The 26875-nt window shown below is 53.2% G+C and carries 25 protein-coding genes and 1 riboswitch; of the genes, 15 read left to right on the forward strand and 10 right to left on the reverse strand.

What is annotated here, in order from left to right:
- Complete coding sequence (gene holA / locus NP596_RS02015) at window positions 1–1029, forward strand: DNA polymerase III subunit delta (RefSeq protein WP_256613534.1); 1029 nt, start codon at window positions 1–3, stop codon at window positions 1027–1029.
- A gap of 54 nt (window positions 1030–1083) precedes the next feature.
- Window positions 1084–1395, forward strand: a complete 312-nt coding sequence (gene grxD, locus NP596_RS02020; RefSeq protein ID WP_256613535.1) for a Grx4 family monothiol glutaredoxin — start codon at window positions 1084–1086, stop codon at window positions 1393–1395.
- Between the two features lie 43 nt (window positions 1396–1438).
- Here the strand turns inward: grxD and rnt are convergent, their stop codons facing one another.
- The gene (gene rnt / locus NP596_RS02025) at window positions 1439–2065 is read right to left on the reverse strand and encodes a ribonuclease T (RefSeq protein WP_256613536.1); all 627 of its coding nucleotides are present in this window, start codon (window positions 2063–2065) and stop codon (window positions 1439–1441) included.
- 134 nt (window positions 2066–2199) lie between these two features.
- Between rnt and NP596_RS02030 the strand changes: the two genes are divergently transcribed.
- A complete protein-coding gene (locus tag NP596_RS02030) occupies window positions 2200–2943 on the forward strand; it encodes an MlaA family lipoprotein (RefSeq protein WP_371927883.1) in 744 nt (247 codons plus the stop codon).
- Between the two features lie 167 nt (window positions 2944–3110).
- Window positions 3111–3887 (forward strand): MlaA family lipoprotein, encoded by a 777-nt coding sequence (locus tag NP596_RS02035; protein ID WP_256613538.1) that lies wholly within the window; start codon window positions 3111–3113, stop codon window positions 3885–3887.
- Between the two features lie 24 nt (window positions 3888–3911).
- On the opposite strand, the gene mtaB is transcribed toward NP596_RS02035, so the two are convergent.
- From mtaB to NP596_RS02075, 8 genes are all read right to left on the reverse strand, one after another.
- Complete coding sequence (gene mtaB, locus NP596_RS02040; RefSeq protein ID WP_256613539.1) at window positions 3912–5198, reverse strand: tRNA (N(6)-L-threonylcarbamoyladenosine(37)-C(2))-methylthiotransferase MtaB; 1287 nt, start codon at window positions 5196–5198, stop codon at window positions 3912–3914.
- Between the two features lie 92 nt (window positions 5199–5290).
- A complete protein-coding gene (locus NP596_RS02045) occupies window positions 5291–6520 on the reverse strand; it encodes a spore maturation protein (protein ID WP_256613540.1) in 1230 nt (409 codons plus the stop codon).
- Between the two features lie 16 nt (window positions 6521–6536).
- The gene (gene purB, locus NP596_RS02050; RefSeq protein ID WP_256613541.1) at window positions 6537–7904 is read right to left on the reverse strand and encodes an adenylosuccinate lyase; all 1368 of its coding nucleotides are present in this window, start codon (window positions 7902–7904) and stop codon (window positions 6537–6539) included.
- A 58-nt stretch (window positions 7905–7962) separates the two neighbouring features.
- Window positions 7963–9426, reverse strand: coding sequence for a hypothetical protein (locus tag NP596_RS02055; protein WP_256613542.1), 1464 nt, complete (start codon window positions 9424–9426; stop codon window positions 7963–7965).
- Window positions 9427–10722: a KGGVGR-motif variant AAA ATPase gene (locus tag NP596_RS02060; protein WP_256613543.1), complete on the reverse strand. Its 1296-nt coding sequence runs from the start codon at window positions 10720–10722 to the stop codon at window positions 9427–9429.
- Entirely contained in the window at window positions 10719–11153 is a 435-nt protein-coding gene (locus tag NP596_RS02065) for a hypothetical protein (protein ID WP_256613544.1), read from the reverse strand. Before NP596_RS02065 ends, NP596_RS02060 begins: the two co-directional genes overlap by 4 nt.
- Complete coding sequence (gene mnmA, locus NP596_RS02070) at window positions 11153–12250, reverse strand: tRNA 2-thiouridine(34) synthase MnmA (RefSeq protein ID WP_256613545.1); 1098 nt, start codon at window positions 12248–12250, stop codon at window positions 11153–11155. Before mnmA ends, NP596_RS02065 begins: the two co-directional genes overlap by 1 nt.
- A complete protein-coding gene (locus tag NP596_RS02075) occupies window positions 12247–12702 on the reverse strand; it encodes an NUDIX hydrolase (RefSeq protein WP_256613546.1) in 456 nt (151 codons plus the stop codon). Before NP596_RS02075 ends, mnmA begins: the two co-directional genes overlap by 4 nt.
- 124 nt (window positions 12703–12826) lie before the next feature.
- Between NP596_RS02075 and clpS the strand changes: the two genes are divergently transcribed.
- On the forward strand, window positions 12827–13150 hold the full coding sequence (clpS, locus tag NP596_RS02080) for an ATP-dependent Clp protease adapter ClpS (RefSeq protein ID WP_256613547.1): 324 nt from the start codon (window positions 12827–12829) through the stop codon (window positions 13148–13150).
- A gap of 9 nt (window positions 13151–13159) precedes the next feature.
- Complete coding sequence (gene clpA, locus NP596_RS02085; RefSeq protein WP_256613548.1) at window positions 13160–15439, forward strand: ATP-dependent Clp protease ATP-binding subunit ClpA; 2280 nt, start codon at window positions 13160–13162, stop codon at window positions 15437–15439.
- A 36-nt stretch (window positions 15440–15475) separates the two neighbouring features.
- Here the strand turns inward: clpA and infA are convergent, their stop codons facing one another.
- Window positions 15476–15694, reverse strand: coding sequence for a translation initiation factor IF-1 (gene infA, locus NP596_RS02090; protein WP_013819653.1), 219 nt, complete (start codon window positions 15692–15694; stop codon window positions 15476–15478).
- Window positions 15695–15957: 263 nt separating this feature from the next.
- On the opposite strand from infA, the gene NP596_RS02095 reads away from it, so the two are divergent.
- From NP596_RS02095 to NP596_RS02135, 9 genes are all read left to right on the forward strand, one after another.
- On the forward strand, window positions 15958–16473 hold the full coding sequence (locus NP596_RS02095; RefSeq protein WP_256613549.1) for an RNA polymerase sigma factor: 516 nt from the start codon (window positions 15958–15960) through the stop codon (window positions 16471–16473).
- 94 nt (window positions 16474–16567) lie between these two features.
- Entirely contained in the window at window positions 16568–17614 is a 1047-nt protein-coding gene (locus tag NP596_RS02100; protein WP_256613550.1) for a FecR family protein, read from the forward strand.
- Window positions 17615–18010: 396 nt separating this feature from the next.
- A complete protein-coding gene (locus NP596_RS02105; RefSeq protein ID WP_256613551.1) occupies window positions 18011–20455 on the forward strand; it encodes a TonB-dependent siderophore receptor in 2445 nt (814 codons plus the stop codon).
- 319 nt (window positions 20456–20774) lie between these two features.
- Window positions 20775–20853, forward strand: a riboswitch (cyclic di-GMP riboswitch).
- Between the two features lie 99 nt (window positions 20854–20952).
- Window positions 20953–21714: a hypothetical protein gene (locus NP596_RS02110; protein ID WP_256613552.1), complete on the forward strand. Its 762-nt coding sequence runs from the start codon at window positions 20953–20955 to the stop codon at window positions 21712–21714.
- A gap of 190 nt (window positions 21715–21904) precedes the next feature.
- Entirely contained in the window at window positions 21905–22759 is an 855-nt protein-coding gene (locus tag NP596_RS02115) for a VPLPA-CTERM sorting domain-containing protein (protein ID WP_256613553.1), read from the forward strand.
- Complete coding sequence (locus tag NP596_RS02120; protein WP_256613554.1) at window positions 22756–23571, forward strand: hypothetical protein; 816 nt, start codon at window positions 22756–22758, stop codon at window positions 23569–23571. Before NP596_RS02115 ends, NP596_RS02120 begins: the two co-directional genes overlap by 4 nt.
- A 24-nt stretch (window positions 23572–23595) precedes the next feature.
- Entirely contained in the window at window positions 23596–24450 is an 855-nt protein-coding gene (locus NP596_RS02125; protein ID WP_256613555.1) for a VPLPA-CTERM sorting domain-containing protein, read from the forward strand.
- Window positions 24447–26147 carry a hypothetical protein gene (locus NP596_RS02130; RefSeq protein WP_256613556.1) on the forward strand — a complete coding sequence of 567 codons (1701 nt, stop codon included), beginning with the start codon at window positions 24447–24449 and terminating at the stop codon, window positions 26145–26147. Before NP596_RS02125 ends, NP596_RS02130 begins: the two co-directional genes overlap by 4 nt.
- Before the next feature lie 36 nt (window positions 26148–26183).
- Window positions 26184–26810 carry a cohesin domain-containing protein gene (locus NP596_RS02135; RefSeq protein ID WP_256613557.1) on the forward strand — a complete coding sequence of 209 codons (627 nt, stop codon included), beginning with the start codon at window positions 26184–26186 and terminating at the stop codon, window positions 26808–26810.
- Window positions 26811–26875: the final 65 nt, after the last annotated feature.

Here is a 26875-nt window from a genome sequence, read left to right on the forward strand (position 1 = left end):
GTGCGCTTTAAGCCCGAGCAGCTGGATGATGCGTTGCGCAAAAGCTTGCAGCCGGTTTATCTGATTACCGGCGACGAGCCTTTGCAGGTCGGCGAGGCCGCGGATGCCGTCCGGGCAGCCGCCAGGCGGGCGAATTATACGGTGCGGGAAGTCATCGGTATCGATCAGGGTAACGAATGGCCGCAATTGGCCGAAGAGGCCGACTCGTTGTCGATTTTCGCCGATAAAAAGCTCATCGATTTGCGCCTGCCTTCGGCAAAGCCGGGTAACGAGGGCGGCAAAGCCCTGTTTGCCTATTGCCAGCGCTTGCCGGCCGACACGCTTTTGCTGATTACCGCCGGTAAAATCGACGCCGCCGCCCAGAAAGCTCAATGGTTCCAGGCCATCGATCATGTTGGGGCGGTTGTTCAGGTTTGGCCCTTGCAGGGGCAGGACTTACTGAACTGGCTGCAGCGGCGCGCGGAACGCAAGGGCATGCGGCTTGAGCCGGATGCAGTCAAAACCCTTGCCGGCCGCATCGAAGGCAATTTGTTGGCGGCGGCGCAGGAAATTGAAAAGCTGTTTATTTTGCATGGGCAGGCTACGATAAACAAAGCCGCGATTGACGCGGCCGTTGCCGACAGTTCGCGTTTCGATGTGTTCAAGTTAACGGATGCCTTGTTGGCCGGCAAGCGGAACAGGGCCGTTAAAGTTCTGAACGGGCTTAAAGCCGAGGGCGTCGCGGCGCCGGTGGTGCTTTGGGCGCTTAGCCGCGAGGCCAGGGTTTTGTTCAACCTTCAATCCGAATTGAAGCAAGGCGGGCATCAGGATGCGGTTTTCAAGCATCATCAAATATGGGACAAGCGTAAGCCATTAATGCAGGACGCCCTGCGCCGGCTCAGTATCGGCAATATCGAGTCTTTACTGCATGCCGGCGCCAAGGCGGATGCCCAGGCCAAAGGGCAGGCGAGCGGCGACGAATGGGAGACGCTGTTTCAACTCTGTTTGAAATTTTGCCAGCCGGCAGCCGGCATTAGTTTGTTTAATTAAGCGCTTATTCTTGATAAAATTGCTGGGTTATTAATTTTGGATTGAGTAATTACCATGAGCGTGATCGAAAGAATTGAAGAACAACTTGCCAGCCAGCCGGTGGTGTTGTACATGAAAGGCACGCCGGATTTTCCGCAATGCGGTTTTTCCGGCCGGGTGGTGCAAGCGTTACAGGCCTGCAATGCCCAGTACCGGGCGATCAATATTTTTGAAGATCCTGAATTGCGCGATGCGCTGAAGGAATATTCCAATTGGCCGACCTACCCGCAACTGTATGTGAACGGGCAATTGGTGGGCGGATGCGACATCGTGATGGATTTGTTCGATAAGGGTGAATTGCAAGGCATGGTTGCTGCCGCGCAGTAGTTATTCGTACTTCCGTACCCGGCGACTCGCAGCCGCGAGTCGCTTACGCCGCTTCAAAGGCCAGCAGTTTTTTCCAGCGGTTATAGATAATGCAGAACAATTCCGCGGTTTGTTCGGCGTCGTAAAGCGCCGAATGCGCGCGTTGATTATCCCATTCCAATCCCGCCGCTTCGGCGATTTTGGCTAATACGGTCTGACCAAACACCAGCCCCCCTAAAGTGGCGGTATCGAAACTGCTGAATGGGTGAAATGGGCTGCGCTTAATTTGGGTACGGTCAATGGCGGCATTCAGAAAATTGATATCGAAGGCCGGGTTGTGACCCACTAATATGGCCCGTTTGCATTCGTTGCGTTTTACCGCCGCTCTGATGGGGGTAAATAATTGATTGAGGGCTGTTTTTTCATCCACGGCCATGCGAAACGGATGATAGGGGTCGATGCCGGTAAATTTTAAGGCGGCTTCGTCCAGTTCCGAGTTTTTGAACGGGATGATGTTGCAATGATGTTTTTCGGTGATACCCAGCCAGCCTTCCGCGTCCTGTTCGACGATCACTGCGGCGATTTCCAGCAGCGGATTTTTTTTGGCGTTGAAACCGGCGGTTTCAATGTCGACGATAACGGGTAAATAACCTCTAAAGCGGTTGCCGAGCGGGTTGTGGCTGATTTCCATGGTTCTGTTATGGCTTGATAAGTCGGTTGTATGATATGTTACGTGAGTTTGAGGCGGCTATAAACAATAAATCAGGTGACGAGGTAAAACTTATGCGAGGCAAAATAATAGGTTCTTTAGTTGCTATCGGGGCGATGGCGTTATTGAATGGATGCGCGACCGTGCGGAGCCCCGACCCCCGTGATCCCTGGGAGAGTTGGAACAGGGGCGTGCAGTCGTTTAACGATGACGTGGACAGTTATGTCATGAAGCCTGTCGCCCAAGGCTATAACTGGGTCATGCCGGATTTTGCCGATCGAGCGGTCACCAATTTCTTTAGTAATCTGGACGATATTGGCGTTTTTACCAACGATTTGTTGCAAGCCAAATTCATGCAATCCGGCATGGATACCGCCCGTTTTCTGGTGAATACCACGGCGGGTGTCGGCGGTCTGGTCGATGTCGCCAGCATGGTCGATTTGCCCAAACATAACGAAGACTTCGACCAGACCCTGGGCGTTTGGGGCGTGCCGACCGGCCCTTACATAGTGTTGCCGCTGTTCGGCCCGAGTTCGCCGCGCGGCGTCGTCGGCTTGGTTGGGGATGCCGCCATGAACCCCATCACTTATGCCGGTTTCTATTTGAATCCGGAATGGATAGGCGCGGCGGTATCGATGGGCTCCGGCGCCTTAAAGGTCATCGATGCCCGTTCCGATCTGTTGGGCATGGAAAAGGTGGCTACCGAAGCGGCGGTCGACCGTTACCAATTTTTCCGCGATGCTTACCTGTCCAACCGGAATTATTTGGTCAAGGACGGCAATGTGCCGGAGGACGACGTGCTGAAATTCGAAGATCTCAAAGACGAAGGTTTTGGGCCGCTGAATACCAATCCGTATTAAGCGGGGCTGTTGCTGCTGCTAGTATTCAAGACCGCATTGCCTTTGGCGTGCGGTCTTTTCGTTTAAGAATACGGGATTTTTTCCGGTCTGGCTAAACAGGCAATAGCTATGTTATGGTGGGTTCATAAGAAACCATACAAACAATCGGGATGCGCGAGGTAAGGCCGATGCGAAGCAAATCAACGGGCACGCTGTTAACTGTCCTAAGTACCATATTGTTGTCGACTGGCTGCGCCTCCGTGCGGGCCACGGATCCTAGCGATCCTTGGGAAGGCTGGAATCGCGGTATGCAATCTTTCAACGACGGCGTGGACGATTACGTGATGAAGCCGGTGGCGGAGGGATACCGTTGGATAACCCCCGATTTTGTCGATCAAGGCATTTCCAATTTTTTTAGCAATATCGGCGATATTCGCGTCACCATTAATGATGCCTTGCAAGGCAAATTCGCCCAAAGCGCATTCGACGGTACCCGTTTTCTGTTAAACAGCACCTTGGGTTTGGCCGGCTTTGTCGATTTGGCTAGCAATGTCGACTTGCCCAAGCACCATGAAGATTTCGACCAAACCTTGGGGTATTGGGGCGTGCCGACCGGACCGTATTTGGTGTTGCCCTTGCTGGGGCCGAGTTCGCCGCGCGGCGTATTGGGGGTGGCGGGCGATGTGGCGATGAATCCCATCAGTTATACCGGTATTTATTTCGCTTCTTCGACGGTGTCCACTGCCGTATCGGGCGGTTTGGGCGCGCTGAACGCGGCGGATTTGCGGGCGGACAACCTGGAAACCGAACGCATTGCCAGCGAAGCGGCGTTGGACCGTTATGCCTTTTTCCGCGGCGCCTATTTCTCGCAACGCAATTATCTGGTCAACGACGGCAATGTACCCGCGGATGACGTATTAAATCTCGACGAACAGGAAGGTTTGTCGCCGGTGCAACCTTATTGAACGTTTTTCGGCCCAACGCGCCTTTTAAATCAATACCGTCTCGATAAACTGACTGCGAGCCGCTTGCAGTTTGGCCGGGCGGATTCGGTTTTCCAGGCTCGCCCCATCGGACACATCGCAGGCCACCCGCAGATAATTCGGCGTATAGCCGAAATAGCGGGTCATGCCGTTATCCAGGCTTTCGGTGTGGCCTTCCCAGAGTACGTCGGCTAAACAGCCTAAATTGGCGGAGACGAAGTCTTGCTTCATGCTCTCGGCCAATGCGTGCAACTGTTTGCTGCGCTGTTTCTTGATCTCCTGGCCGATTTGGTCCGGCAACCCCGCCGCCTTGGTGCCTTCGCGCGGCGAATAGCTGAAGATATGGATATGCCCAAACCCCAGGTTTTGGATGTAGTCGTAGCTTTCCCGCCATTCCTGTTCGGTTTCGCCGGGAAAACCGACGATGATGTCGGTGGTGATGTTGAAATGCGGGATCGCCGCTCTCGCCAGCTGGACGATTTCGGCGAATTCCGCGGTTTTGCAGCGCCGCGCCATGCGCCTTAACACGCTGTCGCTGCCGCTTTGCAGAGGCAAATGCAGGTGTGGCATCAGGCGCGGATTCTTGAATAATTCGAAAAAACCGTCCGGTAACTCCCAGGGTTCCAAGGAGCCCAACCGCAGACGCGGAATCTCGGTTTTAGCCAGAATTTCGCTGATCAGTTCAACCAGATTGCTGTCTATGTCGTTGCCGTAACCGCCTAGATGCACGCCGGTGATGATGGCCTCGTTGATGCCCTGGTTTTGTAATGCGTTGATTTCGTCTATGACAGCTTGAATGGGTCTACTATGTTCCTCGCCTCGGGCGACGGTGACTATGCAGAAGGTGCAGCGGTAGCGGCAGCCGTCTTGCACCTTGACGAAGGCGCGCTGGCGGCCGCGGCTGAATAGCGAAACTTCGCCGGGTTCGGTCGACATCGCCGGCATGCTGTCCAGGTTGAGTTCTGTCAAGGCTTTTTCCACCAGCCGGTTTTTGTCCCGGTTGCCGACGATCAAATCCACCCCCATCAATTGCGCGGCTTCGGTTTCATTCAGCGTCGCGTAACAGCCGCTGACCACCAGTTTGGCTTGCGGGTTGTCGCGATGAATGCGGCGGATCAATTGCTTGGATTTTTTCACGGCATCCTGGGTGACCGCGCAGGAGTTGATCACTACCAGTTGCGCGTCGCTCAGGTTGCGGGTGACAGAGTGACCTTTGGCTTGAAAAGCTTGCGCCCAGGTTTCCAGTTCGGCTTCGTTCAGGCGGCAGCCCAGGGTTTTTAAATGTATCTGCATGAAATATAAAACAATGTAGGTTGGGTTTGCCCTAAAGGGCATAAAAGCGTAGCGTAGCCCGACATGATCAAATAATTTGTCATCAATATGGTTTAACCAAAAAACCAATAAGTCACCGAAATAGCGGCAAGAATTCCGCCCAAATCGGCGATGATGCCACAGGCGGCGGCATGGCGGATATGAGTAATATTAACCGCGCCGAAATAGACGGCCAGCACATAAAAAGTCGTTTCCGTGCTGCCTTGTACTACCGAGGCCAGCCGTCCGGCGAACGAATCGGCGCCGTGGCTTTGCATGGCGTCTATCATCATCGCCCGTGCGCCGCTGCCGCTGAACGGCTTCATCAACGCGGTCGGCAGGCCGTCGATGAAACGGTTATCGAGTTGCAAAAAGTCCACGATCAAACGGATGCCGCCGGTCAATAACTCCAGCGCGCCGCTGGCCCGAAACACCCCGAAGGCCACCAGCATCGCCACCAGATACGGAATGATGCCGACTGCGGTATGAAAGCCCTGCTTGGCGCCTTCGATAAATAAATCGTAAGCGTTAATTTTTTGATAGGCTGCCGCCGCGATAAACGCAGTAACCAAGCTAAACAAAATAGCGTTACTGGCAAACGCGGATTGTTCCAGCATGGTTGATTGGTCCAGTCCGGAAAAGTAGCTCAAAAGCCCTAATATCAAAGCGCTGATACCGCCCAGATAAGCCAGAACGACTTTGTCCAGCAAATTGATTTTTTGCACGTATGCCACCACCAGCAGGCCGCACAGGGTCGACACATAGGTGGCAATCAGTATCGGGATAAACACATCGGTAGGGTTGGCGGCCCCCAGTTGGGCGCGGTAGGCGAAGATGGTAACCGGAAACAGTGTCACCGACGAGGTGTTCAAAACCAGGAACAGAATTTGCGCGTCGCTGGCTCGCTTGGGATGCGGATTCAGGGTCTGCATTTCCTGCATGGCCTTGATGCCCATCGGCGTGGCCGCGTTATCCAGACCCAGCATATTGGCGGCGATATTCAGGGTTATCGCGCCCAATGCCGGGTGATGCGCGGGAATTTCCGGCATCAGCCGTTGGAACAGAGGGTTGAGCGCGCGGGTCAATAGCTCGATAAAACCACTGCGTTCGCCGATTTTCATGATCCCCATCCACAGGGCCAGCACGCCGCTGAGACCCAGCGAAATTTCAAACGCCGTTTTGGACAGGCTGAACATCGCCTGCATTAATTCGGAAAACACCCGCGTGTCGCCCCATGCCAATAGTTTAAAGGCGGCGGTGGCGAAGGCGCTCAGGAAAAAAAATATCCAGATGAAGTTCAGCAACAAGCTATCCTAAGCGTTAGCCGATTTTCTTGGCGAGTTGTGCAGCGTAGCCGGTGTAGCTATGCGGTGTCAGCGCCATCAATTCGGCTTTGGCTGCCGCCGGTATCTCCAGTTTTTCCACGAAAGCCCGCATGCCTTCGCCGGTGACGCGCTGGCCTCGGGTCAATTCCTTCAGTTTTTCGTAAGGCTTTTCGATGCCGTAACGGCGCATCACGGTTTGGATCGGCTCCGCCAGCACTTCCCAGTTTTGATCCAGATCCTGGTCGATCAACGCCGGGTTGATTTCCAGTTTGGAGATGCCTTTCAAGGTCGATTGAATGGCGATGCTGGTGTGAGCGATGCCGACGCCGATGTTGCGCAACACGGTGGAGTCGGTCAAATCCCGTTGCCAACGCGAGACCGGCAGTTTGTCGGCCAGAAAACCGAATATGGCATTTGCCAGCCCCAGGTTGCCTTCCGAATTTTCGAAGTCAATCGGGTTGACCTTATGCGGCATGGTCGATGAACCCACTTCGCCGGCAATGGTTCTTTGCTTGAAGTAACCCAGCGAAATGTAACCCCAAACGTCGCGGTCGAAATCCAGCAAAATAGTATTGAAGCGCGACAAGGCATGGAAAAATTCGGCCAGGTAATCGTGCGGTTCGATTTGGATCGTATAAGGGTTGAAAGTCAGACCCAGTGACTGGACAAAATTTTGCGCGAATTGCGGCCAGTCCACGTCGGGGTAGGCTACGCTATGCGCGTTGTAATTGCCGACCGCGCCGTTGATTTTGCCCAGCAGTTCGACCTTGGCCAATTGATCGCGCTGCCGTTGCATGCGGGCCGCGACGTTGGCGAATTCCTTGCCGACGGTGGTTGGCGTCGCCGATTGGCCGTGAGTGCGCGATAGCATCGGTTGCTCGGCACTGTCCAAAGCCAATTGTTTGATTGCGCCTATCGTGGCGTCGATCTCGCCCAGCACTAGGCCGCGGCCTTCCTTCAGCATCAAGGCATAAGACAGGTTGTTGATGTCTTCCGAGGTGCAGGCGAAGTGGATGAATTCGTTGACGGCATGCAACTCGGCGTTGCCTTTGATTTTTTCCTTCAGGAAATACTCGACTGCCTTGACGTCGTGGTTGGTGGTTTTCTCGATGTCCTTGACTGCTTGGGCGTCGGTTTCGGAAAAATTACTGACGATGCCGTTCAATACAGCAATCGCATCGGCCGACAAGGCGGGTACTTCGACAATCTTGGCTTCGGCGGCCAAGGCTTGCAGCCAGCGCACTTCCACTTCGACCCGGTAACGGATCAGACCGTATTCGCTGAAGATGGGGCGGAGGGCGTCAACTTTGTTGGCGTAGCGGCCGTCGATGGGGGAGATGGCGGTGAGTGATGTGTGAGTCATGGGTTCAAAATGGTTGAATGAATAGAAATTTTGAATGGGTAATAACTTTTTGGAGTAATTATTTCACGGGAGGTACTCCGCCCCTTCTACCTAAGCCATAACCAACTCTATAAACATCGGGAAGATTGATTCTGCCATCGCGTTTTATTTCGAAGATGCCTAAGTCAACTAAATCTTGCTTGACGCCCGATGGGCCTTGATCGAGGCGACTTGGAGGAAGTTTTACCGTGTTTTCGTCTGTATTACGTAAGCGATCAGTTAAAGTAATTAGGGTATTTTGTTCTTCCCATTTTTCTGCTATCGATTCAAATGGACAAGGTACGCTTAATCCCTTTAATGGACCTATTAGCAAATGAACCCACGGATAGTCTTCTTTGAATTCTTCAACACGGATTTTTGAGGCTTCTTGCACACCTTTTTTGATAGCCTGATATTGCAAAGGGTGTTTCTGGTCCTTAATTAAGTTGGCCGTAGCGGCCTCGCTCAGGGCAGTAAGAAAGCTTCTGGGGCTAACTTTGCCGTGAGCGTCGCCAAGGTGATTAGGTAACCAAATATATGGAAAACCCCGTTTTGCATTTGGCCCCATCCATTCTCCAGCTAGTGCATGGAATATGTTTCGCTGTAGTTTTTCATCCTTTTGCATTTCTTCCGGAATAATCCAAATATTAAATTTCTGATATTGTTTCCAATGCTGGTTGAAAAAGCGTGCACACTCATCTCTAAATTCTTGGCCGCCTGTTGATGCATTACCCAAGTATTGCCATAAAAGATTAAAAAGTTCTATCTTAGTCCAGTCTAACTTAGCGGAATTATTGGTTAATTTCGAGCTGTCTGGGAAGTTGGTGACATAAGGGTCTTCCAGCATGTCCGGTCTTACAAATATCTTTAATCGAATGGCTCGATAAGATCGAAAATCCAGGCCAACCTGAAGCAAGCCTTTTAATATTTGTCTCAAATAATTCCAAGAGTCAGAGGTGCGTTCTAAAGCATCAAATAAAATAACTGCCTTTCTGTTTTTGGTAACAAGCTCGTTATCAAGATCAAGTAATTGGTTGTCAATGGCTTCGAAATGGGTTTGGTAATAAGTTATCCGATCTTGCCATGAACTGAGTTTCGGCGGGAAATATTTCGTATCAAGTAATGACCAGGCAATTACCGTTCGCCATATTATTTGTGCTGAAATGTTTTTGCCTAGAAGGTCTTCAAATACCCGTTTAGTTGGATAGCGCTTATCGTTGGGGGCGCCAAAGCCTACATAGCAATCAATTTTGCCCAACTCAGCCCTAGGCGAAAGTTCTGAAACCAATTCACGAAGATCGGGATTTTGCAACTCTTTCCACCATTCACTTTTTCCCGAGCCTCTAATGCCGACCACTAAGACATTATCGGGGTGTAAGGCTTTTGCATGATTAGATGGAACGTAAAAATAACGCATGTCGATTGCTTCATTGCCAGAATTATGGGCTTGTTCTGGCAATACCGAAAATGCTTGGCGAAGAGGATCAATGGAAAAACTTTTCATTTAAATGTACTCTCCTAAAACAAGTAGAGTCGCGGATTGTAAAAAATTACCGTAACACGCGCTTATCTGATTGCCATTGATTTTGAAATAATCTTCGACTTGAGGGTTAAATTCTTGAAACACTATGTTCCACAAAATTTCTATCGGGTAATGAGGGGCTGTATCGTCGCTGGGTTGAAAATTAAAATTATCAATATCTTCTGCATCCGATGTTTCATAAATGGTTTCTGAAAATAGATCGTAAGCGGATTCTTTGCAACGAGAGAGATAATCTTCACGGCCTAGCTCGGGGATGATTCCAGCGACAATTTTTAAGTTTTCCCGAAATTTTGTTAGGTTAACATTCCATTTCTGCCAGTGCGTAAATAAATGCCGATAAGCCAGCCAAGTTTGCGGCGTATTGACTGCAAATAAAAAAGCCATGTCCGTCAAGCGGGTAATGGCAATGGCGGCAATGTCGTGAATACCGGCACGGCTATCCAATAGAACAATATCGGGTTTTTCTTGGACTTCGAGTTGCTGTAATAAATTAGAAATTCGGTGAGCGAAGTCCAATATTTTGCCATCCTGATTGATGTCCATATAAACTCTGGATAGTTTGGCAATATAATCCTGTTCTTTGCTTCCAGCGGCAGATACTACCCGTATAGTACCTTCAGTTGTTTCCGCTAACGGACTGGTGGCGACCATGTCGCGCAACAACCATTCGTCGGTTTGGCCGACCGCTTCTTCCACTAACCAATCGACCACGCCGAAGTCTGCGGTGTTTTCTTGCGGCAACAGAATTTGACCTATGCCCGGCGATTCCAAGTCCAGATCGATAACTAATACCTTTTTGCCTTGTTTCGCCAAATACCATGACCAAATCGCGAGCGCAGTCGAGCGGCCGACGCCGCCTTTGATGCCGAATAAGGTAACCCTGGGCGGATGGGGTGCTTCTTCAATAGGTTGGCGCAGCCAGTCTTGGCCGGTGATTTGTCTATCCAGTAAGTAGATAGGCCGATCCGTGCCGTGAATGAGTATCTTATCCGGTGACTCGATAATACTTCGACTATTGAAAATGTCTTGTTGATATAAAAAAATGACGTCTGGAGTATAAGAAAAATTGCCCAATAATGTACTGAGCTCTTTTGCCAATATTTTATGTTGGTCGGTTTGATTTGATTGCAAAAATAACCGGACTTTGCCGAACAAATCGCGAATCAATATCGGGTCGTAACCTAAAGCATTATAGTGTTCTTCAGTAAAAGCGATAGCTTTAGTTAAGGCATCCTGAAATCTGACAGTATTGTTCATTGAATAACTCCGTCAGTAAATAATTGTTGCAATAAGTTCTGTAGGCTTATGGTTATCGAACGATGCACTGCAGTCCGTTGTTGATCAATGCAATTATCATGAACATAGCGTTGAAAAATGTCCCAATCACTAAATTCATTGTTATTCGGTAATGGGTGATTCGCCGCTAATCGTCCGGCAAAGTTTATGGAAAAATAATTCCATAAATCTTTGGTAACGTCTTGGTCGAAATGTTTTCGATGACTCTTTGTTTTAAAGTCGCCAGTTGATGACTCGACGCTGGCTGGATCAAGGCCGGAAATGATTCGCTTTAAAACACACTCAGACGACAAACCATAAAGTTGATCTGCATTAGCCCATCGCGAGTTGTCGTAGAGCAACTCGGCATCGAAATAATGGCGTTGAGCGGCATTGTTGAAATCGACTTTCATTAGCTCTCGTTTGCCTTGAACTCAATTATCCCCCCGCCCAAACAAACCTCGCCCAAATAAAACACCACCGATTGCCCCGGCGTGATGGCGCGTTGCGGCTCATCGAAACGGACTTTGACGCGCGTGCCGCCATCTAGCGGTTCGACGATACAATCCTGATCCGGCTGGCGATAGCGGGTCTTGGCGGCGCAGCGCAGGGTTTCGGTTAACGGCTGGTTGCCGCACCAGTCCAGTTGCCCGGCTTCCAGTGTATTGTGCAGCATCAGCGGGTGATCGTGGCCCTGGCCGACGATCAGTACATTATTATCCAGGTCTTTTTCCAGCACGAACCAGGGTTCGTCCGGTGCATCCTTGACGCCGCCTATGCCCAGGCCTTGGCGTTGGCCCAGCGTATAGTACATCAAGCCGTGGTGTTGACCGATATATTGGCCTTCTGGGGTGCGCATTTCGCCGGGCTGATGAGGTAGGTAGCGCTGCAGGAATTCCTTGAATTTGCGTTCGCCGATAAAGCAGATACCGGTGCTGTCTTTTTTGCGGCTGTTGGCGAAGCCGGCCCTGTCAGCCATGGCGCGGATTTCCGGTTTGTGCAGGTGGCCGATCGGAAACAGGGTTTTCGACAGGGCTTTTTGTCCCATGGCATACAAAAAGTAGCTTTGTTCCTTGTTGGGATCCAGGCCTTTCAATAATTGAAACTCGCCGTCCTGTTCGCGGACGCGGGCGTAATGGCCGGTGGCGATGTATTCGGCGCCAAGGTCTTCGATGGCATAGTTTAAAAATGCCCTAAATTTGACATGTTTGTTACAAAGAATGTCAGGATTGGGGGTGCGGCCGGCTTTAAATTCCGACAAAAATACTTCAAATACCTCATCCCAGTATTCGGCGGCGAAATTGACGGTCTTTAATTCTATGCCGAGGGTGTCACAAACCTGCCGTGCATCGGCCAGATCCTGCATCGCGGTGCAATATTCGGTACCGTCGTCCTCTTCCCAGTTTTTCATGAACAAGCCGGTGACTTTATGGCCTTGTTCTTGCAGTGTTAATGCTGTGACGGAAGAATCGACGCCGCCGGACATGCCGACGATGATGTGTTTGCTCATGCTAAATCTAAAAATGTGTGCAGTAGGGAGAGCGGATGGTGCCGGCCCTTTAAATATTCATCCACGCTAATTAACACCAGTGGGCTGCGTAATTGGGCCTGTTTTGCCAAAATTTCCTCACGGCTTAGCCAGTGGGCGGCAAGAATGCCGGCATCCAAGGCTTGGTCGGGGTTATGGCTATGTACGCTGCCGCTAAAACAAAAACGCACGAAGCTTGGAAAGTCCGGGGTTTTACGCCAGAGCTGCACGGCCACCAAAGCTTCCGGTTCAAACTGCCAGGCGGTTTCTTCCAGGACTTCGCGTTTGACGGCGCCGATCAAATCTTCGCCGGGCTCAAGATGGCCCGCGGGTTGATTGAACGCAATGCCATTGTCCGTTGTCTCTTCGACCAGTAAAAAACGCTGGTCTTTTTCGATGACGGCGGCGACAGTAACATGAGGTTTCCAAACCATGAGTGTTGGCAAAGTCTTAAAGGACGCGCATTTTACGCGAAATGTTTTTTATGTGGGTAAAGATTGAAATTTGCCTGTTTAGGCGCTATGTTAAAACCCAGAATTACACAGGCAAACCAGGAAAATGACTGATTTCGATCCCATGAGAGATAATGACGGCGATATTGTCGTACAGCACGCCAAACCGCGGCTGAAACGGCCGCCGTTATTTAAGGTATTGCTGTTAAACGACGACTTTACGCCCATGGATTTTGTGGTCGAAATTCTCACCGGTTTTTTTAATATGAGTCAGGAAAGAGCCACTCAAGTGATGCTGCAAGTGCATACGCAAGGAGTGGGGGTGTGCGGCACCTACACCAAAGATGTGGCCGAAACCAAGGTACATATTGTTAATGATTATTCCAGGGAGCATCATCACCCGTTGATGTGCACGATGGAAGAAGCGTGAGAGGTAGCCATGCTAAGTAAAGAACTTGAAGTGACATTGAATGCGGCGTTCACAAGTGCTCATGCCAAACGGCACGAATTTATAACGGTCGAGCATTTATTATTATCGTTACTGGATAACGTCACCACCATTCCAATATTAATTGCCTGCGGTTGCAATGTGAATGCGCTTCGGGCCGAGTTGACCCGTTTCATCGATGAAACCATTTCCCTGATTCCGGAAGGTATACAGCGAGAGACCCAGCCTACGCTAGGTTTTCAAAGGGTTCTGCAGCGGGCGGTGTTTCATGTGCAGGCGTCCGACAAAAAAGAAGTCACCGGCGCCAATCTGTTTGTGGCCTTGTTTAGCGAACAAGACTCGCATGCCGTTTACCTGCTGAACCGGCAAGATATTACCCGCCTGGATGTGGTTAATTATCTGGCGCACGGCGTCTCGAAAATCGAACAACAGCAAAAACAAAGCCCTAGCGAAGAGACCGAGACCGAGCGCGGTATCGGCGACGCCACGGCCAGCCCGCTGGAAAAGTACGCCACCAACCTGAATGAAGAAGCGATCAAGGGCAATATCGATCCGCTGATCGGGCGCGATTCGGAAGTGGAAAGAACCATACAGGTTTTATGCCGCCGGCGAAAAAACAACCCGTTGCTGGTCGGCGAAGCGGGCGTCGGCAAAACCGCTATTGCGGAAGGCTTGGCCAAGCGTATCGTCGAAGAGCAAGTACCGGAAATTTTGCTGAACAATGTGATTTATTCGCTGGATATGGGGGCCTTGGTGGCCGGTACCAAATACCGCGGCGATTTCGAAAAACGCCTGAAGTCTTTGGTGGCGCAGCTTAAAAAAGAACCTAATTCGATTTTATTCATCGACGAAATTCATACCATTATCGGCGCCGGTTCGGCGTCCGGCGGGGTGATGGATGCTTCCAATCTGATCAAGCCGGTGTTGGCGTCGGGGCAACTGCGTTGCATCGGCTCTACCACCTATCAGGAATATCGCGGCATTTTCGAGAAAGACCATGCCTTGGCCAGACGCTTCCAAAAAATCGATGTCGTCGAGCCTACTGTTGAGGATGCGGTACAGATTTTGAAAGGACTTAAAACCCGTTTTGAAGAGCATCACGGCCTTAAATATACGCAGGAAGCCCTGCGGGCCGCCGTGGAATTGTCGGTCAGGTATATCACCGACAGACATTTACCGGATAAAGCCATTGACGTTATCGACGAGGCGGGCGCGAGACAGCGCTTGTTCGTGGAAAGCGAGCGTAAAGCCACCATTGATGCGCCCGATATTGAAGAGATCATCGCTAAAATCGCCCGGGTACCGGCGCAGTCGGTTTCTTCCAGCGACAAGGACAAATTGGCCAGTCTGGAGAAAAATTTGAAAATGTTGGTGTTTGGACAGGACGAAGCGATTTCGGAGCTGGCCTCCGCCATCAAGCTATCGCGGGCCGGCCTGCGCGACACCACTAAAACCATCGGTTCGTTCCTGTTTGCGGGACCTACCGGGGTGGGTAAAACCGAAGTGACCCGGCAATTGGCCAAGGTGTTGGGTATAGAGCTGATCCGCTTCGATATGTCCGAATACATGGAGCGGCATACCGTGTCGCGCTTGATCGGCGCACCGCCGGGTTATGTGGGTTTCGATCAGGGCGGATTACTGACCGAGGCGGTAACCAAACACCCGCATGCGGTATTGTTGCTCGACGAGTTGGAAAAAGCCCATCCTGATGTGTTCAACCTGCTGTTGCAAGTCATGGATCACGGCACATTAACGGACAACAACGGCCGTAAAGCCGATTTTCGTAACGTGATTCTGATTATGACCACCAACGCCGGGGCCGAGGAAGGCAGCCGGGCTTCGATAGGTTTTACCGAGCAAAACCACTCCACCGACAGCATGAAAGTGATCGAACGCGGTTTTTCGCCGGAATTTAGAAACCGGCTGGACGCCATTGTGCAGTTTAAACCGCTGGATATCAGCGTGGTCGGCAGCGTGGTCGATAAGTTTATTTTCGAACTTGAGGCGGTTCTGGCCGATAAAAACGTCACCTTGACGCTGGAAACCGATGCCCGGATTTGGCTGGCCGAACGAGGTTACGACGAAAAAATGGGTGCAAGGCCGATGGCGCGCTTGATTCAGGAAAAGGTCAAAAAGCCATTAGCCGAGGATCTATTGTTCGGCCGTTTGGTAAACGGTGGGCATGTGCGGATTTTTGTCGAAAACGATCAGCTGGCGTTCGGTGTCGAAGGCAAGCAACTCATGGTTTCGGAAATGAATCAGATGGTTTAAACGGGTAGAGCAGTCGCAATCCCGTGTAAAGCGGGATTAGCGATTGCGGAATGTAATGCGGCCCTTGGTCAGGTCGTAGGGCGTCATTTCTACCCGGACTTTGTCGCCGGTCAGGATGCGGATGTAATGTTTACGCATTTTGCCGGAGATGTGAGCGGTTACGATATGCCCGTTTTCCAGTTCGACACGAAACATGGTGTTAGGCAGGGTGTCGATAACCTTGCCATCCATTTCAATTTGGTCTTCTTTTGCCATAACGGTACCTATGAATTAAAAACCGCCATCTTAGCACGATTCTGCTATATGATGACCAAGTCGGTAGTAATTTTGATGACCTGGGCGCTTTGCCGACGGAGTGCCGCCGATTTCGGACCTTGGCATATCATCTTGCGCGCGGGCTCATCTGCCGGATTTTTAAAATCTTCACCGATCGGATGTCTTGCCGCCACGGAAGAAAAGGAATGGTTTCTGGCTGCGGAGCGGCCGTGTCAACTTTAAGGAAAACTTGTTCGTAATTTATGGTAAGTACAACTAATGCGTTAGCTGCGGATTTGGCATGGAATGACACGCTGGCGGACGAGTTGCGGCGGTTTTTGACCAGGCGAGTGAAATGCGCGGAAGCCGCGGCCGATTTAACTCAAGAAACCTATATACGCCTGCAGCAACGGGACAATAGCAATCTGCCCATTGATAACGCCCGCGCATTGGCATTTCATATTGCCATGAATCTGGCGGTCGACTATCAGCGCAAAGCCGCGGTCAGGAGCCGGTATATGGTGGACGGGGAAACCGAGACCCTAACCGAAGCTACCGCAATCGGCCCCGAGCAAAGCTTAATTGCCCGGCAACGCTTGGATAAATTGAAAAGCACCTTGGATGAATTGCCCCCGGATTGCCGTACCGTTTTTTTATTGCATGGAATCGAAGGCCTGAAATACTCTGAAATCGCGGCAAGATTAGGTATTTCGGTATCCATGGTCGGCCGGCATTTAGCCAGGGCGATGGCGCATTGCGCTCAGAGAATTAACGAATGACTTCGCCGATTGCGCGGCTTTTATGGCCGGATTTGAGCCGATTCAAGGCCGCATACGTTTTAACCGGTAACGAATCGAATTTGGAATGGCACCGATGCCCGATAGCTTAGACGACGCTAAGATACCCGAGCTCAAGCAGCAGGCCATCGAGTGGCTCGTCCGTCTGCGGGCGGATGATATGACCGAAGCGGAAATGGGCGCATTTGCCGATTGGCTGGCCCGAGATTACCGCCATGCGGAGGCATTTGGTTATGCCGAAGACTTGTTCGACGATATGGTGCTTGCGGTAATGCCCGGTTCCCAACCGGAAGCGGATGCCGGTAACATCGCACGGATGACTTCGGCGGCAGGGATGCGCAAAAACCGCCAAGCCAATCAAGCCCCCGTTCGTTACCGGCGCCTGCTTCCGGTTTTACTGAGTCTGGCGGCGGTCTGGCTGTTTGCCGTGATACTGGTAATGCCCGACAATTCGCATCCCCTGGATAGGTTGTTAAGTGATGTCCATACGGAAACCGGCGAATTCCGCAATATTCAATTGGCTGACGGCAGCGAAGTGCTGCTAAATACCAATAGCGCGGTTTCCGTCGATTACGGCGAGTCGAAACGGGTCGTCACCTTGCATCATGGTCAAGCCCGCTTTACGGTAGCCAAGGATCTTCATAGGCCGTTCGAGGTGAAAGCGGGCGATTTACGGGCACGGGCCTTGGGAACCGTTTTTGAGGTTTATCGCTCGGACGCCGATGAGGTGAGCGTGACGGTTCAGCAACACGCGGTCAGGGTCGATATCAATGGGCTGCAGCAAAAAACGCCCGCAGCCGCATTGACCGTACAGGCCGGCCAGAAGCTGCGTTATCGGCTGGATGGCGCTTTGCCGCAACTGGAGCCGGTTGAACTCGATCAGGCCGGTGCCTGGCAGCAGCATCGCTTGTCCATTAACGACCGGCCGTTGAGCGAGTTGGTGGCCGAACTCAACCGCTACCGTGTCGGACGCGTATTCCTGGCCGATCCTGAATTGAGCAGGCTACGGGTAACGGGAGTGTTCTCGCTCGATCATCCTGACCAGATCGTCGATTCCGTATCCGATGTACTGGGGCTGAAACAAACCAGATTAGCCGGATGGTGGATTTTGTTGCATCGTTGAACCGCGGCATCCGGCCGCAAACGGCTTATTCCCTTCCGACGCTCATTCAGTCCGCATCGCGCTCAGGCTCATGAATAATGCCCGCAAGGTGGGGGCGAACTGCTTGGTAAAAACGGCATGCATGGTTTGTGCCCGGCGGTTGCGGAATCGCTATCGAAACGCATTGTGCGCTGGTTAATGCTGTTTCCGAAACGGCTTATTAAGATGTATTGTTTAGGATCGCACAGTCATAGGGATGGTTTTGAAAGCATATTTTGGCAGGCAGGCCTGTAAGGGCGTTCAACGCGTTTGTTGGCAACGCCATGCGCACGGGCCGGCGAGGCAAACCGGGGTTAGGTCCGGCTTGGCCGCATGGGGCCGTGTAAAGCGCATCGTTTTGGCGCCGGGGCCGTTGGGATGAAAAACGCCCGGCGGGAGTGGCCTCTTTGGCCTGCCATATGGTCCGCTATCCTCTGGTGCGCGCAGGCTGGCGCGGCGGATGGCGCGCGGACGGCCTACGCTATTCCGGCGCAAAGCCTGAACAATGCATTGATTAAATTTGCCGCCGACTCGAAACTTGAGTTGGTTTTCTCGGCGGACATGGTCCGAGGCATTCGGGTCGGCGGCTTGGAGGGGAGCATGCCTGCCGAGCAGGCCTTGGCGGCCCTGCTCAAGGATACCGGCCTCGATTACCGGTTTCTGGATGGCGATACCGTGACATTGATTCGGCGGGTTGAGGCCGAATCAACGGCAACGCCGCCGGATCCGGCAACCCTGGCTCCGGTAACGGTGCTAGGGCAAAGGGCGGGCGGCGACGGTGCGGATACGGGCCGCGCACTGCCTGCCGAAGAACCGCAAAGTTACCGGGCCGTCCATGCCGTTACCGCGACCCGAACCGCTACGCCGGTGAAACAAATTCCGCAATCGATACAAACCCTTAAACGTTCGCTGATCGACGACCAGCAAAACATTACCGTCAGCGAAGCCCTGCAAAATGTCAGCGCCGTGGTGCCGCGCCACGTGCTGTACACGCCGGTTGTCGAAGGCACCTTGATTCGCGGGTTTCGGGCGGAGCAACTGTTGGACGGCTTTACCCAATACTACAATCCGGGCGATCGCGAGAGCATGGTCAATCTGGAGCGCATCGAAGTGCTGAAAGGCTCGAACGCCGTGTTGTACGGCGGAGGCTCGGGTTCTCCCGTCGGCGGCGTGGTAAACCTGATCTCCAAGCTTCCCAAAGCGGAGGCTTTTGCCGAAGCCGGCTACAGGATGGGCAGCCACGCATTCCATCAGCCCTATTTCGACTGGAATCGGCCGCTACACGACAATGTACTGTTCCGCGTCACTGGAGAATATACCGCTTCCGGCAGCCATGTCGACAACGTAGCAACGCAACGCTTCAATATCAATCCGACGTTGGTTTTCACCAATCACGATACCACCACGCTCACCCTGCAAAGCAAAATATCGCGCTGGGAGCAACCCGATTACCAAGGCTTGCCGGCAACCGGCGCCATTGCGGGCGATTTCCGCGTTCGTCCGGAAACCTTCATTGGCCCTGCCGACATCTCCGAGAGCCGTTCAAATGCCGATAGCGTTTGGGGATCGCTGGATCACACAATCAATGCCGTCTGGTCTTTGAATTTAAAAGCCCGTTACGCATATTCCGAATTCGACCAGAAAGTGCAAAGCCTGTTCGGTAGTGACGGTTTTGTAGCTGATTTACCGTTAATGCCGCCTTCCGGTTGGGCGCTAACCAATGCCGAATTGTTTCAACGCCAGGAAGAATATAGCGTGCTGGGTAATGCGCTGGCGAAATTCGAAATCGGCCCCAGCGAAAACACCCTGCTGTTCGGCGCCGATTACAGCCAACTGAACGATGAGGGCTTTATCAATGCCGATCTTGGCCCATACGGGCTAGGTGTGGGGGCGGTTGATTTGATGGCGCCGGAATTTTCGGTTGCCTACGGTAATCCGGATGCCTCAATCAACAGTCCGTCGGTCAGAAACACCACCTACGGCGGCTACGCGCAATTGCAAAGCTCTTTTTACAAACGTTTTCATCAATTGTGCAGTCTCAGGTTGGGCGGCCTGGAAATCGATTTCCAGGATAAAACCAGCGGCGCTGAAGCCAAAACCCAGACCTTAAAGCCGTTGCCGCGTATCGGTGGCGTATTCGATGTGACGGACCAAGTGTCCTTATTTGCCGGCTACAGCGAAGGCATGCGCGGCCAGCCGTTCGTGAATTTTTCCGGAGCGCCGCGGCCGGAACTATCCCGGCAGATTGAAGCCGGCCTTAAATTCGATTTCTCCGGCCGACTCAGCGGACAGATGGCGGTGTACCGAATCGAGCGCAGTAACGTAGCCGTCACGGATGCCCGGGATCCCGGCTTGCGCTCGATCGCCGCGGGACAGCAGCGTTCCCACGGCTTTGAAACGGATTTGATCTGGCAACCCAACGAAAAAATCGGCGTATTGGCCAATTATGCTCACACCTGGGCTGAATTTACCGACGATCTGGCCGGCGTGGCGGCCGGCAACCGCCTGGCCATGGTGCCTGAAGACTCGGGCAGGTTATGGGTCAATTACCGTTTCCAGCAGCCCGAGCTCAAGGGTTGGAGCATGGGCGTTGGGGTTTACCTGCGTTCGGGCGCCTATTTGTCCAATAATAATATATTCAAAACCGGCGGTTACCACAGCTTCGATACCGCCATCGCCTATGAAAGCCAACGATTCAAGCTGGCGGCCACGGTTAAAAACTTCACCGATGAAGACTACTTTCAACCCTACGGTTATTTCGCCGGCCGCGTCGCGCCCGCCGGCGGCGTATCGGTGTTTGTTACGACCATGGTGAAATTTTAACAGGCTCAAACCGCCTTCCCGACACATCCGCCGGCCCAGCACCCGCTTTTTACAGGTTGCGTTACATCCCGCCAAAGCTCCGCGGCTTCGCTCTCGAAACCGCTGTACGTTACCCACGAGCAATTAAAACGCTAACTGGCAAAATCAATAAATTTATTTTCGTTTAATTTCATATGCTTGGAGAATTTATCTCCAATTAGACGGCTTTATTGAAAATTTTTTTCATATTTTTTGTAGTCGATTTTTACGGTCGAACGGCTTAGTAGTAGAAGAGCAATGATTCCAGCAAACGGTCATGCTTCACCAGGCAACCGCGCGCGCTCTTCATCGCCACATCCGCCGCGAGGCGGAGCCGGAAAGCCACGGGTCTTGGAAGACGAGACAGCCGGGTTACCTTCAAGAGCGTACCTGAAACCGTTTTTGCCTCTTTTGACGGTTTCAGGGCCGAAACTTGGAGATTAACTTTTACTGTAATCAATTAAGGATAAATGACCATTATGAACACCAATAGCTTTAAATTAGCCGCCGCCGGCGTCCTGGCCTTCACCGCTTTCACCGGTTTGCTGGCGCCCGCAACCGCCAGTGCCGCCCTGGTGACCGGCAACGCCACCATTAGCATCGATAATACCGCCTTCAGCACCGCAACTGGCGGTTGGACCGTCGACAATTTTTTTGATGCCAGCTTTAACACGACCGCCATCACGGGAAGTTTGGCCGGCGGTAGCAGTTCCACTACAAACATGCTGTTTCCGGTCAATACCAATGTCGCCACCGTCAGTTACCCGGGCAACCGTACGTTACAGGCTACAACCATGGACAGCGGCAATACCGCCGTTGGACAAATCGGCTTGAGCGGCGCCTTGACCATGACGGGTGCACTGGGCGATTTGTTTCCATACGATTTTAAGCTGGCAAAGTTCGGCGGAGTCTGGAATCTGGTTACCTTTGACACATCCTTTCAGAACACAACCTTCCTGCAACTTGCCAATGCCGTTGAATCCGTCGATGGCAGCGGCCAGTTAAGCCTATCCGGCGATTTGATCTTCGGCGGCGGCATGAGTCCGACTACGGCCAGCAGCATTTTCGGTTTGACCTGGAGTTCATTCCTGGGCGTTCAGATTGCCAATCAAAATCTCGTGGTCGGGCATTTGAGCTTGACACCGGCCGCCGTGCCGGTACCTGCCGCCGTCTGGATGTTCGGTAGCGGTCTGCTCGGTCTGCTAGGCGTTTCCCGCGGAAAGTCTAAGGCCGCCGCATAAGGCCCTCGGGTTGAGGTTGCCTGGAGCGTGTGTCTTTTACGGGCTCCAGGTTCCGCAAACTGTAACCGGTCCCTTGAATCCAATGGCCGACCTTGTCCGGCATCAGCGCTTCGCCCTGATGCCGGCATTCTCCGGGCGACAGGGGTTTCAAAGCGAACCATGGCAAACCGGCAAATTTGCAGGGAAATGTATGAAAACCACACAAACATTGCATGCTTCTAAAGCATTTGCCGTAACGGCGATGCTGGCGGTATGCGCTACGTTGTTCTCATCAAGCGCTAACGCCTCGATTTTGAATGCCCCGGCCGGCGGCACGTTTACCATGCATCTGGACCGTAACGCGCTGGCGCCTTATTTCGGCTATTTTTTATCGACTTTCTGGGATGGCGCTGCCTCGGATATCAGCAATCCAGCCAATACCGGCAGCTATTTGGCCGGCAATATTGCCGCGACGGAAATTTCCGCCGTCAATCGGGTGTTCGGTCTCACCCCGGTCGGCAGCGATCCGATCAACCAGCCTGGGCAACGTTTCGTAAAAGCGACGTCGGCGGGCTTCGGCATCGATTCCGATACGCTGGCCGGTGTGGTCGGCACCCGGATTGGCATGATCGGGGTCCAAGGCTTTTATGCGCCTTCCTGGCCACCCAGCGGCGGCGGCGTTTTGAACGGCGACTTTTCTGTCGCTTACGACGCGAATAGACAAAGCGGCGGTCAAACCGGCTGGTATTTGGCCAACAATATCTACTTCACAATGGCTGTGTACGATTTCAGCAATGTAAGTTTGGCGTTTACCGACGCCGACAACTGGCGGCTCAGTGGCGACTTATTGATGTCGCCGGAAAACGGCGGCATGTTGCAAGGCGCCTCCCTCAACGATGTCGGGGATTTTTGCCTGGGCACGGGTTCTTACGCGGGATGCGGGCAGGTGTCGGCGGTCCCGCTGCCGGCAGCGGTTTGGCTGTTCGGTAGCGGATTAGCCGGTTTCACGGCCGTGGCGGGTCGCAAACAATCAGGTCAACAGATTTCAAACAGAGAAAATTCATGAAAATCAATTTATTTAATGTTGTTCGGCAAATACCGGCCATGGCTGTGATTGCCGTTTTAACCGCCCTGGGCGGCGCTGGAGCGCAAGCGGCTACCGTAACGGGCGGGTCGCTGATTCTGAATTTGAATCGGGATGCCTTGATAGCAGGCACAATTCTGGATAACACCCCCGCGCCCTCTATCTATGTGGAAGAGTTTTGGGATGCCGGCGCGGCAACGAAAACTTTTTTAGAGCTACGGGAACAGAATACGCCCGCAAATTTAACGGACTATGCAGCCAATGAAATTTCCGCCATTGGCCTGGAATACGCCGTCAATGGCGCAAGCATCCCGCCCAATCCCGCCGGACGTCAAAATCGGGCGACCGATTTTTCCTTCGATCCCAACAATCTGTATGGCTCCGCGAACGGCGGCATAGGCCTCGGCGGAGCGATTCGCTTCCGGGTGGATGTCACCCCGCCCAGTAACCGAATCCTGCTGGGCGACATGACCCTGGAATACCATCCGGAACTGGAAAACGCCACGCCAGGCCGCTCCGGCTGGTTGCTGGTCAATCATATCGGCTTCGATGCCGATGCGTTCGAGCTATTTGATGTAACGACCAATCTGACCGGCGACAGTCTAACCCTAAACGGCAATCTGGGCTTCGGTTGGGGCTTCGATCATTTGGGCGCATCCGTCGCCCGCTTAAACGATACGCGTATCGGCACATTCAGTTTTCAAACCGCCGTGGTTCCCCTGCCTCCGGCTATCTGGCTGTTCGCCTCCGCTTTAGTCGGCGTAGGTGCAAACTTTCGTAAATGGCGCACCTAAAACGCATTTTTCATAGGTAACACAATGAAATCCAACAACGCAAAACGCCATAAATTACCCTTGCCGCTTACGATAACGCTCATCGCTCTGGCCTCGGCTTCCGCCGATGCGGCCTTGCTCAACGCCAATCAAGGAGGCACCTTCACGATGAACTTGGACAGAGACGCGCTGGCGCTTTCAACACAGGGCACGCTTAGCAACCCCGGGCACTTTTTAGTTCACTATTACGACACGTTAGAGTCGGATTACACCACCCGATCCGATTCATCCTTTTATTTCAACAATCCTTTGCGGACGGAAGTTTCGGCCTTAAACCTAGTGCACGACATTACGCCCGTCAGTGCGGACCATCCGGCCGGTCAAGCACCGAATCGGCATGTTAAATCCACCTCGCCGAATTTTGCCGTCGATTCCGAAGCGCTGACCGCGACCGGCGTGCTCGGCATGACCGGTATCGAGTTGTATAAAGGCCTGTACAACGGCGCCTTGATCGCCGGCGACTATTCGCTCCATTACAATCCAGCCAGCCGTGCGGCTACGTGGGAGGATTATGAATCAACCATTCCCTTGCCGAGCGGATGGTATCTGCAAAATAACGTCAGTTTTAGCATGGTGGTCTACGATCTCGCCAATCTGGCTATCGTGGTTGGCGATGCCGAAAATTGGAAGCTGAGCGGCGATTTATTGTTAAGCCCGGAAAATGCGGGGCTGTTACAAAATACGGTGCAGCTTGATGTCGGGGATTTTTGCCTGGGCGTCGGCGCCTACTCGGGATGCGGACAGATCAGTAGCGTGCCCGTGCCGGCCGCCGCATGGCTGTTTGTTTCGGGACTATCGGGCTTGGGTTTTGCCGGTTTCCGCCGCGGGAAGTTGCAATGAGCCGCCAATTCACAGGGGAAAAACGGTTCGGCAAGGCGTCGCCGCGTTTTGCCGGCAAGCTGAATTCAGGCCTGTTGCTGATGCTGATGGGCGGGGCGGGGGCCGCCCAAGCCGTGACGGTACTGCCAGCGCAATTCAGCTTTGGGAGCTATACCAGCGTGCAAATGAATGTCGACGCCGCCGGGCAAAACATCGTCGGCGATGCCGCGCACGAGCCTACCATCGCCTTCGACCCGAATAATCCCGAAAAATTGGTCGCGGGCTGGAAACAGTTCGGCACGGTGTCGTCCGGCAATCGTCAAGGCGGTTGGGCTTACAGCGATGACGGCGGCAAAAACTGGCATTTTGAAGGCGTGGTGACGCCGGGAGAACAGCGCACCAATATCATGGTCGATGTGGATTCCTCCGGAAACTTTTATTACCAGAACTTGCATTACGGTCCAGGCGGCGATTACGCGCAGGATGTACAAGTTTTCAAGTCGGTCGATGGCGGCGTCAGTTGGCTTGATCCGGCGTATGCCCACGGCGAAGGCGCGGACAAGGGACGCATCGGCATCGATCGCAGCGGCACGGCCAGCGACGGCCATATCTATGTGCACTGGCGGGAAGGCCTGGACGACAGGCACTTCACCCGTTCCATAGACGGCGGCGCCAGTTACGGCCAGCCGGTCAGCATTCCCGGCCGGCCGGCATTCGGCACTATCGCGGTCGGACCGGAAGGGCAGGTCTATATAGGCGGCAGAACCGAATCGGGAGAACTGGTCGGCGCCAAACTGGTGTTCAGCGCTTATCTGTTTTCGACCTCGCTCAACGCCCGCGATCCATCGGCCACGCCGAGTTTCACCACCCAGGAAATTAATCTGGGCGGTTCGCCGGTGATGTTTCAATTTCAAAACAACCCCAATCAGTATGGCCCTATCGGCGATGTGCAGGTCGGTGTCGACCAGTCGAACGGACCGCTGCGCGGCAATATCTATGTGTTGGCTTCGGTCGATCCCGTGGGGGCCGACAATCAGGACGTGAATTTCATTCGCAGCACGGATGGCGGCCAGACCTGGTCGTCACCGCTCAGGCTCAACACCGATCCAGCGGACAGAAACGCATATCAATGGTTTGCCATGCAAGGCGTGGCGCCCAATTCGCGTATCGACGCCGTCTGGTATGACACGCGCGGCAGTCTGCAACCGGCGGTGTCCCAGTTGTATTACGCTTATTCCTGGGATGGCGGCCTGACCTGGAGCCGGAACCAGCCGGTGACGGTGCCATTTAACACCCACATCGCGTATCCGCTGGGCGCGCAGAAGCTGGGCGACTACAGCCACTTGGTTTCGGACGCCAACGGCGCGCATGTGGCCTACACCGCGACTTATAACGGCGAGCAGGACGTTTACTATCTGAATGTGTTTCCCGACTGCAACGACAACGCCGTCTCCGACGTTGTCGACATTCAGCAGCGCCTGAGCGGCGACATCAACGCCAACCACCTGCCGGATAGCTGCGAAACCATCACCGTGCCCGGCGACATCGACGGCGACAAGGACGTCGACCAGTTGGATGTGAATCTCGTGCTGGCGGTCCGCAACAAACCGGCCGCCGGCCCGAACGACCCCAGGGACTTGGATCATAACGGCGCGATCAATGCATTGGATGCGCGCAAACAAACGCTGTTATGCACCAGACCGCGCTGCGCGGCGTAAATCGGCTAATACTCATCACGCATCAGGGCTAACGACATGAACCCAAAAATACACAGATTATGCAGTTTGACGGCACTACTGATGTTCGCCGGCCTATCGCAGGCCAGCGTCTTCGTAAATCCGACCCCTTCCTTCCTCATTTTGAGCATCAGCCAAATTACCCAAACAGGCGACAGCGTGGATGTCGGCATCGGCATTTCCGGTTTGGGCGCGGGCGGTTCGCCCTCGTTGGGTGCTTACGACCTGGATTTACGTTTTGATGCCAACCAACTGGCATTTACCGGCGCCGTGTTTGGCGATACCCTGCTGGGCAATCAATTGGACCTGTTCGATTTCGGCGCCAACCCGCGTTCCGCCGAGCTGAGCGCGGCGGGCACGGTGAATTTGTTCGAGTTGTCGTTGGACGCCGCGGCCGATTTAAACGCGCTGCAAGCCGATGGTTTTACCCTCGCCACCGTCAGTTTCAAAGTGCTGAATGCCGGCGCCGGCGAGCTGACGCTAATCGGAAATACGTTGAGCGATGCCGACGCTAATCCGCTGTCGGCCGTCGACATGTCCGTATCGATTACCACCGTGCCGCTGCCTGCGGCCATTTTTCCGATGGCGTTTGGTTTGCTGGGCTTAGGCGTTGCCGGCAAGGCACGTAAACCCGGTGTCCAGTGAGCGGTTTAAGAATTCTATCAACAACGGCCAGACCCGGCGCGAGATGGATTCCCAAGCGCCCGCGC

It is taken from the genome of Methylomonas rivi (assembly GCF_024505165.1).
Classification (GTDB): domain Bacteria; phylum Pseudomonadota; class Gammaproteobacteria; order Methylococcales; family Methylomonadaceae; genus Methylomonas; species Methylomonas rivi.

What these genes read in the sequence shown, in the direction of transcription:
- grxD (WP_256613535.1), top strand. Translation starts at nt 1,084, where the DNA reads ATGAGCGTGATCGAAAGAATTGAAGAACAACTTGCCAGCCAGCCGGTG.
- rnt (WP_256613536.1), bottom strand. Translation starts at nt 2,065, where the DNA reads ATGGAAATCAGCCACAACCCGCTCGGCAACCGCTTTAGAGGTTATTTA.
- NP596_RS02030 (WP_371927883.1), top strand. Translation starts at nt 2,200, where the DNA reads ATGGCGTTATTGAATGGATGCGCGACCGTGCGGAGCCCCGACCCCCGT.
- NP596_RS02035 (WP_256613538.1), top strand. Translation starts at nt 3,111, where the DNA reads ATGCGAAGCAAATCAACGGGCACGCTGTTAACTGTCCTAAGTACCATA.
- mtaB (WP_256613539.1), bottom strand. Translation starts at nt 5,198, where the DNA reads ATGCAGATACATTTAAAAACCCTGGGCTGCCGCCTGAACGAAGCCGAA.
- purB (WP_256613541.1), bottom strand. Translation starts at nt 7,904, where the DNA reads ATGACTCACACATCACTCACCGCCATCTCCCCCATCGACGGCCGCTAC.
- NP596_RS02055 (WP_256613542.1), bottom strand. Translation starts at nt 9,426, where the DNA reads ATGAAAAGTTTTTCCATTGATCCTCTTCGCCAAGCATTTTCGGTATTG.
- NP596_RS02060 (WP_256613543.1), bottom strand. Translation starts at nt 10,722, where the DNA reads ATGAACAATACTGTCAGATTTCAGGATGCCTTAACTAAAGCTATCGCT.
- NP596_RS02065 (WP_256613544.1), bottom strand. Translation starts at nt 11,153, where the DNA reads ATGAAAGTCGATTTCAACAATGCCGCTCAACGCCATTATTTCGATGCC.
- mnmA (WP_256613545.1), bottom strand. Translation starts at nt 12,250, where the DNA reads ATGAGCAAACACATCATCGTCGGCATGTCCGGCGGCGTCGATTCTTCC.
- NP596_RS02075 (WP_256613546.1), bottom strand. Translation starts at nt 12,702, where the DNA reads ATGGTTTGGAAACCTCATGTTACTGTCGCCGCCGTCATCGAAAAAGAC.
- clpS (WP_256613547.1), top strand. Translation starts at nt 12,827, where the DNA reads ATGACTGATTTCGATCCCATGAGAGATAATGACGGCGATATTGTCGTA.
- clpA (WP_256613548.1), top strand. Translation starts at nt 13,160, where the DNA reads ATGCTAAGTAAAGAACTTGAAGTGACATTGAATGCGGCGTTCACAAGT.
- infA (WP_013819653.1), bottom strand. Translation starts at nt 15,694, where the DNA reads ATGGCAAAAGAAGACCAAATTGAAATGGATGGCAAGGTTATCGACACC.
- NP596_RS02095 (WP_256613549.1), top strand. Translation starts at nt 15,958, where the DNA reads ATGGTAAGTACAACTAATGCGTTAGCTGCGGATTTGGCATGGAATGAC.
- NP596_RS02100 (WP_256613550.1), top strand. Translation starts at nt 16,568, where the DNA reads ATGCCCGATAGCTTAGACGACGCTAAGATACCCGAGCTCAAGCAGCAG.
- NP596_RS02105 (WP_256613551.1), top strand. Translation starts at nt 18,011, where the DNA reads ATGAAAAACGCCCGGCGGGAGTGGCCTCTTTGGCCTGCCATATGGTCC.
- NP596_RS02110 (WP_256613552.1), top strand. Translation starts at nt 20,953, where the DNA reads ATGAACACCAATAGCTTTAAATTAGCCGCCGCCGGCGTCCTGGCCTTC.
- NP596_RS02115 (WP_256613553.1), top strand. Translation starts at nt 21,905, where the DNA reads ATGAAAACCACACAAACATTGCATGCTTCTAAAGCATTTGCCGTAACG.
- NP596_RS02120 (WP_256613554.1), top strand. Translation starts at nt 22,756, where the DNA reads ATGAAAATCAATTTATTTAATGTTGTTCGGCAAATACCGGCCATGGCT.
- NP596_RS02125 (WP_256613555.1), top strand. Translation starts at nt 23,596, where the DNA reads ATGAAATCCAACAACGCAAAACGCCATAAATTACCCTTGCCGCTTACG.
- NP596_RS02130 (WP_256613556.1), top strand. Translation starts at nt 24,447, where the DNA reads ATGAGCCGCCAATTCACAGGGGAAAAACGGTTCGGCAAGGCGTCGCCG.
- NP596_RS02135 (WP_256613557.1), top strand. Translation starts at nt 26,184, where the DNA reads ATGAACCCAAAAATACACAGATTATGCAGTTTGACGGCACTACTGATG.